Annotated in this window: 12 protein-coding genes and 3 pseudogenes; 11 read left to right on the top strand and 4 right to left on the bottom strand. The window is 66.3% G+C overall.

Annotation, left to right across the window (positions count from 1 at the left end; translation table 11 throughout):
* Nucleotides 1–5 precede the first annotated feature (5 nt).
* The 7 genes from recJ (at nt 6) to ACPFMJ_RS03415 (ending at nt 7,396) form a co-directional block, all read left to right on the top strand.
* Complete coding sequence (gene recJ / locus ACPFMJ_RS03445) at nt 6–1,808, top strand: single-stranded-DNA-specific exonuclease RecJ (protein ID WP_424362469.1); 1,803 nt, start codon at nt 6–8, stop codon at nt 1,806–1,808.
* 286 nt (nt 1,809–2,094) lie between these two features.
* Entirely contained in the window at nt 2,095–3,153 is a 1,059-nt protein-coding gene (locus tag ACPFMJ_RS03440) for a septal ring lytic transglycosylase RlpA family protein (protein ID WP_424362468.1), read from the top strand.
* 100 nt (nt 3,154–3,253) lie between these two features.
* A complete protein-coding gene (locus ACPFMJ_RS03435) occupies nt 3,254–4,441 on the top strand; it encodes a D-alanyl-D-alanine carboxypeptidase family protein (RefSeq protein WP_424362467.1) in 1,188 nt (395 codons plus the stop codon).
* Nucleotides 4,438–5,115: a dTMP kinase gene (tmk, locus tag ACPFMJ_RS03430; RefSeq protein ID WP_424362466.1), complete on the top strand. Its 678-nt coding sequence runs from the start codon at nt 4,438–4,440 to the stop codon at nt 5,113–5,115. The genes ACPFMJ_RS03435 and tmk overlap by 4 nt, the downstream gene beginning before the upstream one ends.
* The gene (locus ACPFMJ_RS03425; protein ID WP_424362465.1) at nt 5,112–6,188 is read left to right on the top strand and encodes a DNA polymerase III subunit delta'; all 1,077 of its coding nucleotides are present in this window, start codon (nt 5,112–5,114) and stop codon (nt 6,186–6,188) included. The genes tmk and ACPFMJ_RS03425 overlap by 4 nt, the downstream gene beginning before the upstream one ends.
* 300 nt (nt 6,189–6,488) lie before the next feature.
* Nucleotides 6,489–6,824, top strand: a complete 336-nt coding sequence (locus tag ACPFMJ_RS03420) for a hypothetical protein (RefSeq protein ID WP_424362464.1) — start codon at nt 6,489–6,491, stop codon at nt 6,822–6,824.
* Nucleotides 6,825–6,868: 44 nt separating this feature from the next.
* On the top strand, nt 6,869–7,396 hold the full coding sequence (locus ACPFMJ_RS03415) for a hypothetical protein (protein WP_424362463.1): 528 nt from the start codon (nt 6,869–6,871) through the stop codon (nt 7,394–7,396).
* 73 nt (nt 7,397–7,469) lie between these two features.
* On the opposite strand, the gene ACPFMJ_RS03410 is transcribed toward ACPFMJ_RS03415, so the two are convergent.
* From ACPFMJ_RS03410 to ACPFMJ_RS03395, 4 genes are all read right to left on the bottom strand, one after another.
* Complete coding sequence (locus tag ACPFMJ_RS03410; RefSeq protein WP_424362462.1) at nt 7,470–8,705, bottom strand: CCA tRNA nucleotidyltransferase; 1,236 nt, start codon at nt 8,703–8,705, stop codon at nt 7,470–7,472.
* Nucleotides 8,702–8,959, bottom strand: coding sequence for a DUF6111 family protein (locus tag ACPFMJ_RS03405; RefSeq protein WP_424362461.1), 258 nt, complete (start codon nt 8,957–8,959; stop codon nt 8,702–8,704). Before ACPFMJ_RS03405 ends, ACPFMJ_RS03410 begins: the two co-directional genes overlap by 4 nt.
* A 595-nt stretch (nt 8,960–9,554) precedes the next feature.
* The gene (locus ACPFMJ_RS03400) at nt 9,555–9,725 is read right to left on the bottom strand and encodes a hypothetical protein (RefSeq protein ID WP_424362460.1); all 171 of its coding nucleotides are present in this window, start codon (nt 9,723–9,725) and stop codon (nt 9,555–9,557) included.
* Between the two features lie 2 nt (nt 9,726–9,727).
* Entirely contained in the window at nt 9,728–10,072 is a 345-nt protein-coding gene (locus ACPFMJ_RS03395; protein ID WP_424362459.1) for an HU family DNA-binding protein, read from the bottom strand.
* Between the two features lie 589 nt (nt 10,073–10,661).
* On the opposite strand from ACPFMJ_RS03395, the pseudogene ACPFMJ_RS03390 reads away from it, so the two are divergent.
* The 4 genes and pseudogenes from ACPFMJ_RS03390 to ACPFMJ_RS03375 all read left to right on the top strand — a co-directional run.
* Nucleotides 10,662–11,381, top strand: a pseudogene (locus ACPFMJ_RS03390) (outer membrane protein); the annotation flags it as partial.
* A 289-nt stretch (nt 11,382–11,670) separates the two neighbouring features.
* Nucleotides 11,671–12,517 (top strand): annotated as a pseudogene (locus ACPFMJ_RS03385) (AAA family ATPase); the annotation flags it as partial.
* 92 nt (nt 12,518–12,609) lie between these two features.
* Complete coding sequence (locus ACPFMJ_RS03380) at nt 12,610–13,530, top strand: DUF58 domain-containing protein (protein WP_424362458.1); 921 nt, start codon at nt 12,610–12,612, stop codon at nt 13,528–13,530.
* Between the two features lies 1 nt (nt 13,531).
* Nucleotides 13,532–16,325, top strand: a pseudogene (locus ACPFMJ_RS03375) (DUF4159 domain-containing protein).
* Nucleotides 16,326–16,397: the final 72 nt, after the last annotated feature.

Here is a 16,397-nt window from a genome sequence, read left to right as displayed (position 1 = left end):
CCGCAATGAACGCGATGACAGGCGGAGCGCGCCCCTTTCTGGGGGTCGAGCGCTCCATTCTCGGCCGGCCCTGGCGGGCGCGGCTCGACGCCGCCGGCGAAGCGACGGCCCTCGCCCTGACCCAGGCCCATGGGATCGACGACCTCCTGGCCCGCATCCTCGCGGGGCGGGGCGTCGGCGTGGCGGAGGCGACCCGCTACCTAGATCCGACGCTGCGCGACCTGATGCCCGACCCCTCGACCCTGACAGAGATGGATGCGGCGGTGGAGCGACTGGGGCGCGCCATCGAGACCGGCGAGCAGATCGCGATCTTCGGCGACTATGACGTCGACGGGGCCTGTTCCTCGGCTCTGCTCATCGACTATTGGCGCGCCGCCGGGGCGCCGGAGCCCTTCCTCCATATTCCCGACCGCATCTTCGAGGGCTACGGGCCGAACAGCGACGCCATCCGCGCGCTGGCCGGGCGGGGGGCGACGCTGCTCGTCACCGTGGACTGCGGCACGGTCAGCCACGAGCCCTTCAAAGTCGCCCGCGAGCTTGGCCTGGACGTCATCGTTCTGGATCACCATCAGGCCCCCGAAGACCTGCCGCCCGCCATAATCGTGAACCCCAACCGGCAGGACGATCTCTCCGGGCAGGGCGCGCTCTGCGCCGCCGGGGTCGTCTTTCTGGCGCTGGCCGGCCTCACCCGCCGCCTGCGGGCGCGCGGCTGGTTCGGGGACGCCCGCCCGGCGCCGGATCTTCTCGCGGCGCTCGACCTCGTCGCTTTGGCGACCGTGGCGGACGTCGCGCCGCTCACCGGGCTGAACCGGGCCTTCGTCGTGAAGGGCCTTCAGGTCATGCGCAACCGCGCGCGGACTGGTCTCGCAGCGTTGATGGACGCCGCCCGAATGGATGGGGTGCCGCGCGTCTATCATCTTGGCTTCGCCCTGGGCCCACGCATCAACGCCGGCGGCCGCATCGGCGACGCGGGGCTCGGCGCACGCCTTCTGACCCTCTCGGACTCCATCGAGGCGAACAGCATCGCCCGTGAACTGGACCGTCTCAACGCCGAGCGGCAGGGGATCGAGAAGGTCGCTCTGGAGGAAGCCATTGCTCAGGCCGAGACGCAGTTTCTTAAGTCGAACCGGCTAAGCTGTCTCGTGGTGGAGGGGCCGGATTGGCATCCGGGCGTTGTCGGCCTGATCGCCGCACGGCTCAAAGAGCGGTTTAGCCTCCCATCATTCGCCTTTGCTTTTAATAGAGAAACTGGATCAGGTTCAGGTAGAAGTTTAAGTGGCGTCGATATCGGCAAGGTCGTGCGCCGCGCCGTCGATCTTGGCCTGGCGATCAAGGGCGGCGGCCACGCAATGGCGGCCGGCGTCACCCTGGAGCGCGGCAGGGTCGAGGAGTTCCGCGCCTTCCTGAACGACGCGCTCGCCGAAGCGGTCGAGGCCGCCAGGGACGCCGACGCGCTCGTTATCGACGCTGCGCTGGCCGGAAGAGGCGTCCATCTCGACGTGCTACGGCGGGTGGAGAAGGCAGGTCCGTACGGGCAGGGAAATCCCGAGCCGCTTTTCGCCCTTCCGGAGCAACGTGTGGCCGACGCGATGGTCGTTGGCGAGAACCATGTCCGCGCGCGGCTGCGTTCCGGCGACGGCGCCTCGGTCGAGGCCATCGCCTTCCGGGTCGTCGGCTCGCCGGTTGGGGACGCGCTGCTGAAGGGGCGCGGAGAGCTTTTCCACGTCGCCGCCCGACTCTCGGCCAACCAGTTCCGGGGCGTCGAGAAGGTGGAGACGCGGATCGTGGATCTCGCGCGCGTCCAATAAAGGAAGGCCCGGGATGTGTGGCCGCTCGGCCACAGCCTGTCCCAAAACAGACAGGCGGGGGCCTGGCGGCCCGGATTGCCCCATTTCCGCCCAGTTTCAGCCCGCATCTGGCCTTGGCCTGACCGTGTCGTTAACGACAAGTTCAGAAATCGGGGAGAAACTCCCGGCCATCGCAACGCGCGCCGAATCAAGGATGTGCGTGAATCCAGAGCGCCATGAGGGCGTGATGGAGGCGAGCGGACCGGGAGCGGCGGTTCAACCGCCAGCGTCGACAAGGACCGTTCACATGCGATCTGCCGTGTCCCGGGAGCCCAAGCGCTTGCTGATGAAATTCGATCCGACTGCCGCCACGCTCCGCCGATCGGTCCTTCTTCTTTCTCTCGCTTCCCTCGCAGGCTGTTCCTCGACCGCCCATTCTCCCCGCTATTCGAGCCTCGGCTATTCCAGCTACGGTTCTGTGGTCGACCCCAAATATGGCGTCCGCGCCAGCCCCCGCGTCATCGCCGACGGCGAGGAAGTTCCGAAGGGCGGCGGCAATTATATGGTCGGCAAGCCCTACAAGATCGCCGGGCAGACCTATTACCCCAGTGAGAAGCCCTTCGCCGCGACCGGCACCGCTTCCTGGTATGGCTCGGATTTTCACGGCCGCCGCACCGCCAATGGCGAGATCTTCGACCGCGAGTCGATCTCTGCCGCCCATCCGACGATGCCGCTTCCAAGCTATGCGCGCGTCACCAACCTCAAGAATCTGCGCTCCATCGTCGTGCGCGTGAACGACCGCGGCCCCTATCACGGCGGCCGCGTGATGGACGTTTCCCAACGAGTCGCTGAGGCGCTCGATTTCCGCTCGGCCGGAACCGCCAAGGTGAAGGTCGAGTGGATCGGCAAGGCCGATATGGCCGGCGACGACGATGCGAAGCTGCTCGCGACGCTGCGCGACGACGGCCAACCCGCGACGATCGAGGGCGCCGCGCCGGTCATGGTCGCCTCCCGTCAGGAGCCGGTTCGTACGGCGGCGCTCGTCGAGCGCGCGCCCGAGCCTGCCGCCCGTCCCGTCGTCAACGACGCCCCGGCAGTTCGTCCGACCGTCGGCGAAACGGCCGAAATGTTGGCCTATGCGCCCGACGCCCGCCCCGAGCCGCTGCCGGAAACAACTTCCGTTTCGCGCGAGGAGGCCGCCGTCGATTCGGATCTCCCGACGCATGGCGTCCGCTCGGCCGCTCCGGCGGAAGACAAGGTGAAATCATTCCAGGCGGCTCCCTTGCCGCCGGTTCGTCCGGCGTCGCTCGGCGGACAGGACGAGGCGTCGGTCCCGACCCCGCCCATGCGGCACGCGCTCAACTGACGCCCAAGCTCGCGCCGTTACGTTGATTTTTAGCTTTGTGGGGGCCATTCTCCGCTCGGCGTCGCTCTTGTCGCGCGACGCATTCTCGCGGAGTATTGTCTTGCGCATACGCCACGTTCGCGCGGCCATCGCCGCCTTTCTAATTGCTCTTGCAGCGTTTTTCCCGTGCCGCGTGTGGGCGCAGCCTTTCCAGACCAGCGTGCCGCAAGCCATTCTGATCGACGCGGGCACCAATACCGTGCTGTTCGAAAAAGGGGCGGACGACTTCGTCGTGCCGGCGTCGACCGTCAAAGTCCTGACCGCCGAGATTATTTTTCGCGAGCTGGCAGAGGGCCGGCTCAAGCTCAGCGACGAAATGCCCGTCTCGGAATACGCCTGGCGCAATGGCGGCGCTCCCGCCGGCGGATCCGCCATGTTCCTCAAGGTCAACAGCCGCGCCAGCGTCGAGAACCTACTGCGCGGCCTCATCATCGATTCCGGCAACGACGCCGCGCTCGTGCTCGCGGAGGGCGTCGCGGGCAATGAGGAAGCTTTCGTCATGCGCATGAACAAGCGCGCGGCGGAACTCGGCCTCGTAAAGTCGCGTTTCGGCAACCCCTGGGGCAAGCCGAGCGACGACCAGAAAGTGACCGCCCGCGAAATGGCGAAGCTCGCGCTGCACGTCATCCGCACCTACCCGGATTACTACAAATATTTCGGGGAGAAGGAGTTCACCTGGAACAACATCCGCCAGCAGAACCGCAACCCGCTGCTGACCATGAGCATCGGCGCGGATGGCCTCAAGACAGGCAATATCGAGAAGGGCGATTTCGGTCTCGTGGGATCGGCGATCGAAGAGGGGCGCCGCTTGGTCGTGGCGGTCTATGGCGCCAAGACCGCGAAGGAGCGCGCGGAGGAGGCCCGCAAGCTCCTGCAATGGGGCTTCCGCAATTTCGAGGAGAAGGAGCTCTTCAAGGCCGGCGAGCCAGTCGGCCCTGCGCAGGTCTATGGCGGGACCAAGGGCTCGGTCGAGCTCGTGTCGAAGACCGACGTGAAAGTGCTCCTTCCACGCGGCGGCAATGAAAAGCTCACCGGCAAGATCGTCTATGAAGGCCCGGTGATGGCGCCGGTCGAAGGCGCGCAGAAGGTCGGAAAGCTTGAAATCAAGCGCGGTTCGACCGTGGTTCTGGAGCAGCCGCTCGAGGCGGCCGAGCCTGTCGAGGAAGGTTCTCTTTCGCGCCGCGCATTCGACGCGGTTTACGAGTATGCTGCGGCCAAGATCCACGAGAAGCTGTCGGCCAGGAAATGACGGGCGCCGAAAGAGGCCGTTTCATCACTTTTGAAGGCGGGGAGGGCGTCGGCAAGTCGACCCAGCTCAAACGCCTCGCCACGCATTTGCGCGCCTGCGGCGTCGAGGCGATCACGACGCGCGAGCCCGGCGGCACGCCCAAGGCTGAGACGCTGCGGGAAGTTTTGCTTTCGGGTAGGATCGCGCCGCTGGGGCCGTTGGCAGAGGCCGCCGTCTTCGCCGCGGCGCGGATCGACCATGTCGAGCAACTCATCGCGCCGGCTCTGGCGCGCGGGGCCTGGGTTCTGTGCGACCGCTTCGTTGATTCCACCCGCGCCTATCAGGGCGCGCGGGGCGGCGTGGGCGCGCAGGCGCTCGCTTTGCTGGAGAAGGCCGCGGTTGGCGACCTCAAGCCCGACCTCACCATCGTCATCGACCTGCCGCCGGAGGAGGGCCTCTCCCGCGCCGCCATGCGCCGCGAGGCGGCCGGCCAGCGCGCGGATCGTTTCGAGGCCGAGGATGACGGCTTTCACGAGGGCCTGCGCCGCGCCTTTCTCGACATCGCCGAGCAGGAGCCCGAGCGCTGCTGCGTCGTGAACGGGGCGCTGCCGCCCGACGAAGTCGCGCGCGCCATCCGCCAGCTCGTCGACGCGCGTTTCCTCGATCCGCAATCCGTCGCCGACGCCGCCCAATGAGCAAGGAGGCCGGCGGCCCGCCAGAGAGCGATCGTTTCGACGACGCGCCGCATCCGCGCGAGACGCTGGCTCTGTTCGGCCATGCCAGCGCCGAGCACGAGCTGCTCGACGCCTATCAGCGCAACCGGCTCGCGCAGGCCTGGATCATCGGCGGGCCGGAAGGCGTCGGCAAGGCGACGCTCGCCTGGCGCTTCGCGCGCTTTCTGCTCGCGCATCCGGACCCGACCACGCCGGACGTTCAGGGCGCGCAGACACTGGCCGTGCCGCCCGATCACATCGCCGCGCGGCGCGTCGCGAGCATGGCGCTTGCCGACATCTTCCTGTTGCGCCGCGAGTGGAACGAAAAGACCAAGAAGCACTTTACTGAAATCCGCGTCGACGATGTCCGCGAGATCACCCGGGCGTTCCATCAGGCCTCCGGCATGGGCGGCTGGCGCGTCGCCATCGTCGACTGCGCCGACGATCTCAACCGCAGCGCCGCGAACGCTCTGCTGAAGCTCATCGAGGAGCCGCCGGAGCGCTCGCTCTTTCTGTTCGTCGCGCATCAACCGGGCCGGGTTCTGCCGACGATACGCTCACGCTGCCGCAAGCTCATGCTCTCGTCGCTGACGGACGATGAGACCGTCGCGGCCGTCGGCGCCGTGGGTGAGCCATGGAGCGACCATCCGCCAGAGGAGATCGCGGCGGCGGCGGCGCGCGCGGAAGGATCGGTGCGCGAGACGCTGCGTCTTCTCGGGGGCGACGCCATGGCTTTCGACACGAGCGTCGCGCGGCTGCTGCAAAGCCTGCCGCGCGTCGATTGGGTCGGCGTGCATTTTCTGGCCGACAAGCTGACGGGCCGCGACAATGAGGCGGCTTATGAGACCTTCATGCGCGCGCTGGAGCGCCATCTCGACGCCCGCGTGCGCACGCTCTCACGAGGCGGCGCGGCGCCGTCGCGGCTGATCGGCTACGCGCGCGCATGGGACGAGATCCGCGATCTCGCGCGCGAGACCGAGGTCTTCAATTTCGACAAGCGCGCCATGGTGCTGGGCGTCTTCGAGCGGCTGGCGAAGGCGGAAGGCGCGGCCTGAGTGGAGCGCGAGCGCGACAAGATCGAGAAGGCGATGAGCCTCGTCCGCGTCAGGGACGTTGCGGGCGCGGAGCGGCTTTTCAAGAGAGTCATCGCAGAGCCCGGCGCATTTTCGGCGTCTGACATCCGATCTGGTTGTGGCCTCCAGAGCTGAGGGTTCCCCCAGTATTACTGAGACCCGTATTGCAGCTGAGAATATAAGAGCGCGAAACTGTGGCGATTGCATTCGCAGCGCGCGCCGCCGCACAGCCCCCGAGCCCGTCGCGATTTACAACGCTCAATCTGAACAGGGAGACGGTCGATGGCATTCAACGGCGCGCGTTTCACGCAGAGCGTAATTCTGGCTGGTTTCATCGTCGCCGCGCAGGCTGCGTCGGCGACCGAGTTCTGCGACGTCAAGCGCACGGCGGACGGCTTCGTCGCGCTGCGCGCGGCGCCCGATCCGCAGGCCAGGCTGGTCGGACGCATGACCCATGGCGACGAGGTGATGGGCGATCCTACGGTCGAGAGCCGGAACGGATGGATCTTCGTGACATGGTGGAAGGGCGGCCGCTTCCGCGCCGGCGGCTACGACTTCGACAAGCCCACGGGAAAAGGCTGGGTGAACCGCCGCCTCATCGAGGAGGAGTGCGGCTGATCTCGACCACCTGTCTTGTGGATTTTTGAGAAGGACATCTTCAAATGCGCAAATTGATCGTCACGCTCGTCCCCTTGCTCCTCTCCTGCGCGGGCGCGCAGGCGAAGGACGAATTCGCAAAACTGCGGTGCGACGCGGATATTCCCAAGGCGCTGATCGGGCAGCGGGAGGCGAATGATCCCGTCGTCAAGACCGAGGCGAAATACAAATCTCTCGGGCTGAAGCATCTCGGCGCGGACATCGTCGCCGACGACATGAATACGATTTCCTGGCGCATCTGCGGCAAGGAATTCATGGTCCTCGACAAGCGCTCGACCATCGCCGACGTCGTCGAGTTCCCCCCGCATTCCCGGACCTCGCCGCCCTTTTCCGGCGCCTGCCGGATCAAGGGAAGCGAAACGAGGGATATCATCGTCGCGGTGCTCGACGACGCGTCGGGAAAGGGCGACTTGCTTCCTGCGAAGGCCGCGTGGCGGATCGACCAGAAAGCCGGGAAGCTCGTGAAGATGGAGACGAGCGACCTGCTTTGCCCGCGCAGCGGCGTCTATTACCCGACGGACGAGGGGAAATAGCCGTGGCCTATTTGCACCTGGCAGTCGCTTTCAGCCGGCAAGGCGCCCGCGCAAGCGAATGCAGGCCACTTGCTCATTCCTGCCCCCTGATCGCGTCCTCCACCAGTTGCTGGACAATGGACGGATCGCGCGGAAAGCCCGCCCGTATCCACTTCGCCTGCAGCGACTTCAGCGTCGCGCCCAAGGCGCGGCCGGGCGCGACGCCCCGGGCGATAAGGTCGGCGCCCTTGATCGGGAAGGCCGGGGCGGGGGTCTCGTCGAGATAGGTCGCGGCCTCCAGCCATTGCGGGTCGTCGGCCGCGGCGCGGCTCTCGGCGAAAGCGAGCGCGAGCGCGTCGCAGGCGGCGCGCGATCCGCACAGGAACAGCATCTCGCGCAGATGCGAAACCGGCGGCGGGCGCTCGATCCCGTGCAGCGCGGCGAGGGTTTTCGCCGCGGCGACGAGGCGGGCGTGTTCTTCATTCGAGAGGCGGAGGCGCTCGCGGAGGCGATCGGCGTCCTCGGTCGTCAGCACGGAGAATGCGGCCAGCCGCAGCACGGCGTCCCCCTTCTTGCCGCGCGCCGCCTCGAAAGCGGCGAGCCGCTCCAGCCGCGCCGGATAGCCCATGCCGAGCAGCACCTCGATGATCCCCGCGTGAGACATGGCGCCCATGATCTCGGGTGCGCGCCGGGCCGGCAGGAGCTTGATGATTTCCGCTCGGATGCGTTCGCGCGAGAGCCGCGAGAGGTTTTCCCGCGCGAGGATGGACTCGTGCAGCCCCTCGCGGTCGAAATCGCCTTCGCCGTGAGAGGCGTTGAAGCGGAAGAAGCGCAGGACGCGCAGATAGTCCTCGCGGATGCGCGTCGCCGCGTCGCCAATGAAGCGGATTCGCTTCGCGGCGATGTCCTTCAAGCCCCCGGTATAATCGTGGAGCTTGCCGTCCGGCGTCAGCGAAAGCGCGTTGACGGTGAAGTCGCGGCGCGTCGCGTCCTGCTCGAAATCGCCGCCGAAGCGCACGACGGCGTAACGGCCATCCGTCTCGACGTCCTCGCGCAGCGTCGTCACCTCGAAAGGCGTGCCCGCGACGACGATCGTGACCGTGCCATGCTCGATGCCGGTCGGGACGCCCTTGAGCCCGGCCGCACGCGCCGCCGCCAGAACGGCGTCGGGCAGGGCGGTGGTGGCGAGATCGATCTCATGCGGCGGCAGGCCGAACAGCGCGTCGCGCACGGCGCCGCCCACGACGCGCGTCTCTGCGCCGGTCTTTGCGAGCGCGGCGAAGAGCGTCGCAAGGCGCGGATCGTCGAGCAAATGCTGGGCGGCGTTCATTGGAAGCGGCCGGGAACGAGTCTGCCGTTCTCGACATGGGCGGGAACGTAAGCTCCCTGCTGCCGCTCCGTGAGGCCGAGCGCCAGCATCCCGCCGATGGCGGTGAGGAGCCCCGCGATGGTTAGCGCGACGACGATGCGCTTGTGCCAAAGCTCCGCGACGAAGGGCCAGCGCCGCTGGGCGGCGTGGAACAGCGTATAGGCCAGAAAAGGCGTCAGAAAGAGAAGGGCGGTTTCGACAATTGCGCGCCACATGGGCGGGGAGCCTTTCGACGGCGGCGATGAGAATAGGGAGGTATGACAGCCTCTCGGGAAACACAAGCGGAAGAAGCCGCGCGCCTAGAATAGTTTCGTATATCGGCACTGCAAGTAGATAAAATGGATGGCGGCATGAGCGCCTGTTAGTATTTGCCTAGAAAAACAGCCAAGGCCGTTGGCGGCGAAGGCATGAATTGCCGTTCGGGCGCGGCAGCGCTCACGTTTCTTGAATTTTTCATTTATTGGATGGGCGCTCTTTCGCGCGCGATCAATGAGGGGGCGCACGACAACGTCGTCGTGGCCGGGGGATCGAACGCCGGGGATTCATCTCGGTGCAGGCGGCCCCCATGGACGCGGTGATCATCAGGGGACCGGTGCTCGCGGAGCGAACAGCGCGGCCAACGGGATCAATGTGTGATTGGCCCCGGAACAATGCGACCGGCCTTTACTTGCAGGGGCAATATCAGGGCGTTGATTAAGGTCGGGTTTGGGGGACGATTTCCCGTGCAGAGATCAGCGGCGACGGGGTCGGCATATCAGCGAAGACCCTTATCAACGGCGTTGGCTTCAGCCAGATCAATATCGACGCCGATCAGGTGAACATCAGCGCCAACGTGAAGGGCGTATCGCTTTCGAGCGCCGATTTGTTTCTGTCCCGTTCGACGATGGCGGCCAACATATAGGCATCGATAGCGCGTTCTTTACCTTTGGCGATAATGTCATCAGAGACGCCGCTTTCGGTAATTTCACCAGCAGCACGCACAATTAGTGCCTCGCGACCGTCTTGCCCGGCTCGAGGGTTTGATCCGTTCCATTGGGGAGACCGTCATTGAGGGCCGCTAGAAGCGCAGGCGCAGGGTAAAAGTGCAGGGTGCGGCTCGACGTCACAAGATCGGGATCTTTCTTCTTTGGGGTCTCGCCTCTCTGCGCCCGCCTTTTCAGCAATTTGAACGTCCCTAAATCGGGGAGTTCGAGCGAGCCGTCTTCATTGATCCCTTCAATCATTTCCTCAATGACATCGGAAATCAATTGCATCGACTCCGCGCGGCTTAGGCAGTCCATCCGTTGCCAAATCGCGTTGGCGAGGTCTTTGCGGGTTATGGCGGCCATGTGCGACGCTCCGATCTATCCGGATTGAAAATTGTCGTTGCAAGGCTTGCGCGAGATTAAGGGGCGCCCAAAGCCGGCGTCGTCTGACAGGTGAGCTTCAAGGAGCCGCAGCGCCGCCTCGACGCGGGTGGCGAGCGCGTGTGCGGATATTTCCCGAAGACATTGGAGATCCCGGACAATGCGATCGCGAGCGGCTGCCTTATCCCCTATGATCGAGAGGTAACCGCGAAGCACGCGTTGGGCCTTGGCCCTTTGTCTTATCCGAAAAATCCAACACGATCATTCTCGTTAAACCACTGAAATACCTTATTGATTTTATACTCGACTCCTTCTTTTTCCGTTGCAAGCTGGTACTTGTACGTATCATTCGGCGCGCATTTCGGCCGAGACCGTCGCGTCCCGACGACGAAAAGCGAGCGTCAATTCTACTGCGACGCGGGGGCGCCCGCTGAGGTCCACGACAATTGCTCAATTAATCGATGATTCACGCATTCCTCAGCTATCCGTCGGATTTGATTCAAATTAACGCGTTGGTGATTTGCCCCGCGCGATGATCGGCGTCGTGAATGCGTAACTGTGTGAGCGCGTTATGAAGAAGTATCTGCTTGGCGCCGTGTCGTCGCTGGCGCTGATGGGCGTCCCGGCGCTCGCAGCCGATATGCCTTATTACAGCGCGCCGCCCATCCGTTACGTCGCGCCGCCCATCTACACCTGGACGGGCTTTTACGTCGGCGTGAATGTCGGCGGCGCCTACTCCATCTCTCCCTTCATCAAGCCGGCGCAGAATGTCGGCATGCTGTCGCCGAACGTGGCCCTGTTTCCGCCTCCGAATCCGTCCAATGCGGACATCGCCGTCGCCGCCGCGACCACTGCGGCCGCGCAGCTCAAGGCCGACAATAGCGGCTTCATCGGCGGCGCCCAGATCGGCTACGACTACCAGGCGGGCAACGGCGCCGTCGTCGGCGTTGAGGCCGACGCGGAGGGCTTCAGCAGAATCCGCGCGCGCGGCAACTCCTCGGTTCTCATGGATGTTCCCGGCGGCGGCGGCTACCAGATCGGCGCCTTCACGACGGGTTCGCGTTCTCTGAATTTCCTCGGCACGGTGCGCCTGCGCGCCGGCTGGCTCGCCATGCCGACCCTGCTGGTCTATGCGACCGGCGGCTTCGCCTATGGCCAGATCAGCGGCGACTACGGCGTGACGAACGGCTATTTTCCGCCGCCGCTCTCGCCCTACTACCTTGCGGCCTGGACGGGGCAAGGCTCCTATTCGAAGATCGCGACCGGCTGGACGGTCGGCTTCGGCACCGAATGGATGATCTACCCCGGCGTCAGCATCAAGGGAGAGTATCTCTACTACACGCTCGGCTCGGTTCAGACCCCGGCCACGATTCAGGCCATCGCCCCGCGGCGTGGTTTTCGGGCCATCTTCCGGTCGAGGAACATCGAGCAGCCCGCTCGTGCGCCGCCGAGACCGATTTACTGCTCGCGACGGCGCGCCTTAATTCGCGCGTGTTTGACTGCTCATCGCGCGGCGTGCCGGCGCCCTCGCCAAGACTTGGCAAGCCGCTCGTCGATGACATCGCAATCTTGGCGAAACCGGTCGCCTGGCCCTGGATCATATCGGCCTCGACACAAATCTTCGGCCAGGACGAGGTGGTCGAGCAGGCCCTTCACTCGCCGGACCTTTGCCCGCCGAACTCGTCGAGACGCTCTCGGCTCGCCGAGCAGCGCCGAACGCCCGTGCTGGAGGAAGTGCGGCGGACCGTTCGCGCTCCTTCCGCTTCATCAAGGGCCCGATCTTCGCGCAGCTCCTCATGGCGGACGAAATCAACCGCGCCTCGCCGCGCACCCAGTCGGCGCTGTTGCAGGCGATGCAGGAGCATCACGTGACCGTGGCGGGCAGCGCACGACCTGCCGCGCCCGTTCCACGTGCTCGCGACGCAGAACCCGCTGGAGCAGGAAGGCACCTATCCGCTGCCCGAGGCGCAGCTCGACCGCTTCCTGCTGCAGATCGACGTTCACTATCCCGACCGCGCGAGCGAGCGCCGCGTGCTGCTGGAGACGACGGGCGACAAGTCCGCCGAGACCATTCAGGCGCTCGACGCCGAAGAGTTGATGGCGACGCAGCGCCTCGTCCGCCGTCTGCCGGTCGGCGACAAGGTGGTGGACGCGATCCTCGATCTCGTGCGCGCCGCGCGCCCCGACGAGGGCGATCCGGAAATTGCGAAGCATGTCGCCTGGGGGCCAGGCCCGCGCGCCGCGCAGGCGCTGATGCTCGCGACCCGCGCCCGCGCGCTGGCGACAGGCCGCCTCGCCCCGTCGCTCGACGACGTCGCCGCGCTCGCCGCGCCGGTGCTGCGTCATCGCATGGCGCTGAATTTCGCCGCGCGCCGCGAGACGACGATTGCGGAGTTGATCAATAAGCTCGTGTCGCGGATCGGGTGAACGAGTGGTTGAGATAACGGCCCCATGGGCGAAAACCCCCTGTCCAATCTGCTCCCTCTCCCGCGCAGCGGGGGAGGGTTGGGGAGGGGGCTTTGATCCGTCCCGTCGAAACCCGCGCCTACGATCCCGCCACTCGCGTCCATGTCGACGGCGCCGTCCCTGCCGATCTCGCAGCCAGCCTGCCGCGACTCGTCAATCGCGCGCATGAGATCGCCGCGAGCGTCGCTTACGGCGTCCATGGCCGCAAGCGTGCGGGGCAGGGCGAGACCTTCTGGCAATACCGCCCTTTCGCGATTGGCGAGGCGGCGCATCGCATCGACTGGCGCCGTTCCGCGCGCAGCGACCAGCTTTATGTGCGCGAGCGCGAATGGGAAGCGGCGCACGATTATTTCCTCTGGATGGATTGTTCGCCCTCCATGGCTTTCGTCTCGTCCCTCGCGCAGGACGACAAGCTGTCGCGCGGCGTGACGCTCGGCCTTGCGCTCGCGGACGTTCTCGTGCGCGGCGGCGAGCGCGTCGCGGCGTTGGGGCTCACCGCGCCGATTTCCGCGCGCGACGTGATCGACCGTTTCGCGCGCGCCCTCTATGAGCGGGCGGCGGATACCGCTTGTGACGAACTACCTCCAGAGGCGCCGCTGCGCCCGCGCGCCCGCGTCGTGCTGATTTCCGATTTCCTCTGCGACCTCGACGCGCTCGCCGCGCGGCTGCGGCGCTTCGCGGACGCCGGGGCTTCGGGCGCGCTGCTGATGGTCATCGACCCGAGCGAGGAAAGCTTCCCTTTCACAGGCGAGACGATGTTTCTCGACACGGATGGCGGGCCTTCATTCCACGCGGGCGATGCGCGCAGCCTGCGCGACGCCTATGCTCAGCGTTTCGACGCGCATCGCGAGGCGGTGCGAGCGGCGGCGCGCGCTTCGGGCTTCCTCTTCCTGCAGCATCACACCGACCGCCCGGCGGCCGAGGCGGCTCTGTCGCTGGCCATGGGCCTGCATGGCATAGAGGAGGAGCTCTGACATGGGCGGCTTCTCCTTCGCCGCGCCGCTGGCGCTTGTCGGCCTTGCGAGCCTGCCGCTGATCTATTGGCTGCTGCGCGTGACGCCGCCGCGTCCGCGCCAGATCGTCTTTCCGCCGACGAAGATCCTGCGCGAGTTGCGGCCCGACGAAGAGACGCCCTCCAAGACCCCCTGGTGGCTGCTCGCCATGAGGCTCGCTTTGGCGGCGGCGTTGGTTTTCGCCATGGCCGGGCCGGTCTGGAGTCCGGCAGGAACCGCGGCTTTGTCCTCAGCGCCGACGCTCGTCCTGCTGGACGATGGTTGGGACGCCGCGCCGACATGGGAGCGCCGGATGGAGGCGGCGCGGTCGTATATCGACGCGGCGGCGCGCAGCGGCGGCAATGTCGCCTTCTCGACCATCTCCGAGACGCCGCGCTCTCGCCCGAGCTTTCGACGCCGCTGCGCGCGCGGAGAAGCTGCGCTCGGCTCGGCCGAAGCCTTTCATTCCGGGTCGAAGTGCGGCGACCGATCCGATCGCAGCTTTTGTGAAAGATCATCCCAAGCCGCGCATCGTCTGGATCAGCGACGGCCTTGCTCAGGGGGAGGCGGACGCTTTCGCCAGATCGCTCAAGTCGGCGGAGGAAAAGGGCGCGCAGGTCGAGGTTCTGCTGGACGAACATGCGCCGACGGCTTTGGCCGCGCCCGCCAACGACTCCGCGACGCTCACCGTCGACGCGCTGCGTGCAAGCGCTTCCGGCCCTGCCGGCGCGACCGTCGCGGCCTATGACTCCAAGGGTCAGATCATCGGCAAGGCGAACGTCGATTTCGGCGCCGCGCTGCGCGCCAAGGCGAAACTCGATCTGCCGGTTGAGCTGCGCAACGACGTCGCGCTCATGCGCATCGAGGGTGAGAATTCCGCCGGCGCGGTTGCGCTGCTCGACGCGCGCTCCAAGGTGCGACGCGTCGCGCTCATCGGCGGCGCCGCGCTCGACGAGGCGCAGCCGCTGCTTTCGCCTGTCTATTATCTCGACAAGGCGCTCGCGCCTTTCGCGCAGGTCCGGGAGGCGCGGCCGGGCGCTGTCGATCCGATCCAGAGCCTGCTCGCCGAGCGGCCCAATGTCGTGGCGCTCGCAGACGTAGGCCTCGCGCCGGGCGAAACCTATGACGCGCTCGCGAAATTCGTCGACGAGGGCGGCACGCTCATCCGCTTCGCAGGCCCGCGCCTCGCCAACGCCGCCGATGAGCTGCTGCCTGTGCGTCTGCGCCGCAACGGCCGCGTGCTGGGCGGCGCCATGTCATGGGAGACGCCCAAGTCGCTCGCCGAATTCGACGCAGCTAGTCCTTTCTATGGTTTGCCCGCTTCCAAGGATGTGAGCGTCCAGCGTCAGGTTCTGGCCGAACCCGATCCGGGCCTCGTGCAGAAAAGCTGGGCGCGGCTCTCCGACGGCACGCCGCTCGTCACCGCCGAAAAGCGCGGCAAGGGCGTCATCGTGCTCTTCCATGTCAACGCCGACACCAGCTGGTCGAACCTGCCCATCTCAGGACTTTTCGTCGAGATGCTGAAACGCATCTGCGCCATGTCCGGCGAGTCCGCGCCGCTGCCGGGCGACGACGAGTCGGCTACGACTTCCGATCAGCGCGTGCTGGCGCCGATGAAGGCGCTCGACGGTTTCGGCGTCCTCGCCGCGCCGGGACCGAGCGCACAGGCGATCCCCGCGCATTTTGAGGGACCGGCCAGCGCCGAGCATCCGCCGGGGCTCTATGGCGCAGGCGACGCATTCGTGGCTTTGCAGACCTTGCGGGCGGGGGACGAGATCAGCAGTTTCGACTTTGCGGGCGCCGGGCTGAAAGCCTCCGAGCTGGAAGCGGGGACGCCGCTCGATTTCCGCGGCCCGCTGCTCGCCGCCGCGCTCGTCGCCTTCATCGTCGACGCCATCGCCGTGCTGGTTCTGTCCGGCAAGCTGCGCCTGCGGCCGCTCGCGACCGCCGCCAGCGCGCTCCTTATCCTTTCCATGCCGCTTCATCCGCGCGACGCTCGGGCGGAGACTGACGCGAAGCCGGTTCTGACGCAGCGCGACAAAGAGGCGGCGCTGACGACGCGCCTCGCTTATGTGGTCTCCGGTGATCCGAAGATCGACGATGTATCCAATCTGGGGCTCGAGGCGCTGTCCAAGGCCCTTTCGCTGCGCACGTCCTTCTCGCCGGGCGATCCCGTCGGCGTCGATCCCGCGAAAGACGAACTCGCCTTCTATCCCATGCTCTATTGGCCCATCGTCGCCAGCGCGCCGCAGCCTTCGGGGAAGACGGTCGCCAAGGTCGCGGCCTATATGAAGCAGGGCGGCACCATCGTCTTCGACACGCGCGACGCGATCAACCAGCGCCCCGGCGACGCGCCGACGCCCGAAACGCTTTGGCTGCGCGAGCTGACAAAGGGTCTCGATATTCCCGAGCTCGAAGTCGTCCCGCGCGACCATGTGATCACCAAGACGTTTTATCTGCTGGACAATTTCGTCGGCCGCTATGCGAGCGGCGAGACCTGGGTCGAGGCCCTGCCGCCGGAGCCAAAGGAAGAGTCCGCGCGGCCCGTTCGCGCGACGGACAGCGTCTCGGCCATCGTCATCACTTCGAACGATCTCGCCAGCGCCTGGGCGCAGGACAGACGCGGCCAGCCGCTCTTTCCGCTCACGCCCGGCGGGGCGCGACAGCGCGAGCTGGCTTTGCGCGGGGGCGTGAATCTCGTGATGTACACGCTGACGGGGAACTACAAATCCGACCAGGTGCATGTGCGGGATCTGCTGGAGAGGTTGGGACAGTGATGCTTCGCACGACCCCCTCCCTGTCCCTCCCCCGCTTTGCGGGAGAGGGGACGCTCGCGATCAGCATTGTCG

The organism is Methylocystis parvus (assembly GCF_049675845.1).
GTDB classification, from domain to species: domain Bacteria; phylum Pseudomonadota; class Alphaproteobacteria; order Rhizobiales; family Beijerinckiaceae; genus Methylocystis; species Methylocystis parvus_A.
This window is presented reverse-complemented; position numbering and strand designations above follow the sequence as displayed.

What these genes read in the sequence shown, in the direction of transcription:
- recJ (WP_424362469.1), top strand. Translation starts at nt 6, where the DNA reads ATGAACGCGATGACAGGCGGAGCGCGCCCCTTTCTGGGGGTCGAGCGC.
- ACPFMJ_RS03440 (WP_424362468.1), top strand. Translation starts at nt 2,095, where the DNA reads ATGCGATCTGCCGTGTCCCGGGAGCCCAAGCGCTTGCTGATGAAATTC.
- ACPFMJ_RS03410 (WP_424362462.1), bottom strand. Translation starts at nt 8,705, where the DNA reads ATGAACGCCGCCCAGCATTTGCTCGACGATCCGCGCCTTGCGACGCTC.
- ACPFMJ_RS03425 (WP_424362465.1), top strand. Translation starts at nt 5,112, where the DNA reads ATGAGCAAGGAGGCCGGCGGCCCGCCAGAGAGCGATCGTTTCGACGAC.
- tmk (WP_424362466.1), top strand. Translation starts at nt 4,438, where the DNA reads ATGACGGGCGCCGAAAGAGGCCGTTTCATCACTTTTGAAGGCGGGGAG.
- ACPFMJ_RS03405 (WP_424362461.1), bottom strand. Translation starts at nt 8,959, where the DNA reads ATGTGGCGCGCAATTGTCGAAACCGCCCTTCTCTTTCTGACGCCTTTT.
- ACPFMJ_RS03415 (WP_424362463.1), top strand. Translation starts at nt 6,869, where the DNA reads ATGCGCAAATTGATCGTCACGCTCGTCCCCTTGCTCCTCTCCTGCGCG.
- ACPFMJ_RS03395 (WP_424362459.1), bottom strand. Translation starts at nt 10,072, where the DNA reads ATGGCCGCCATAACCCGCAAAGACCTCGCCAACGCGATTTGGCAACGG.
- ACPFMJ_RS03420 (WP_424362464.1), top strand. Translation starts at nt 6,489, where the DNA reads ATGGCATTCAACGGCGCGCGTTTCACGCAGAGCGTAATTCTGGCTGGT.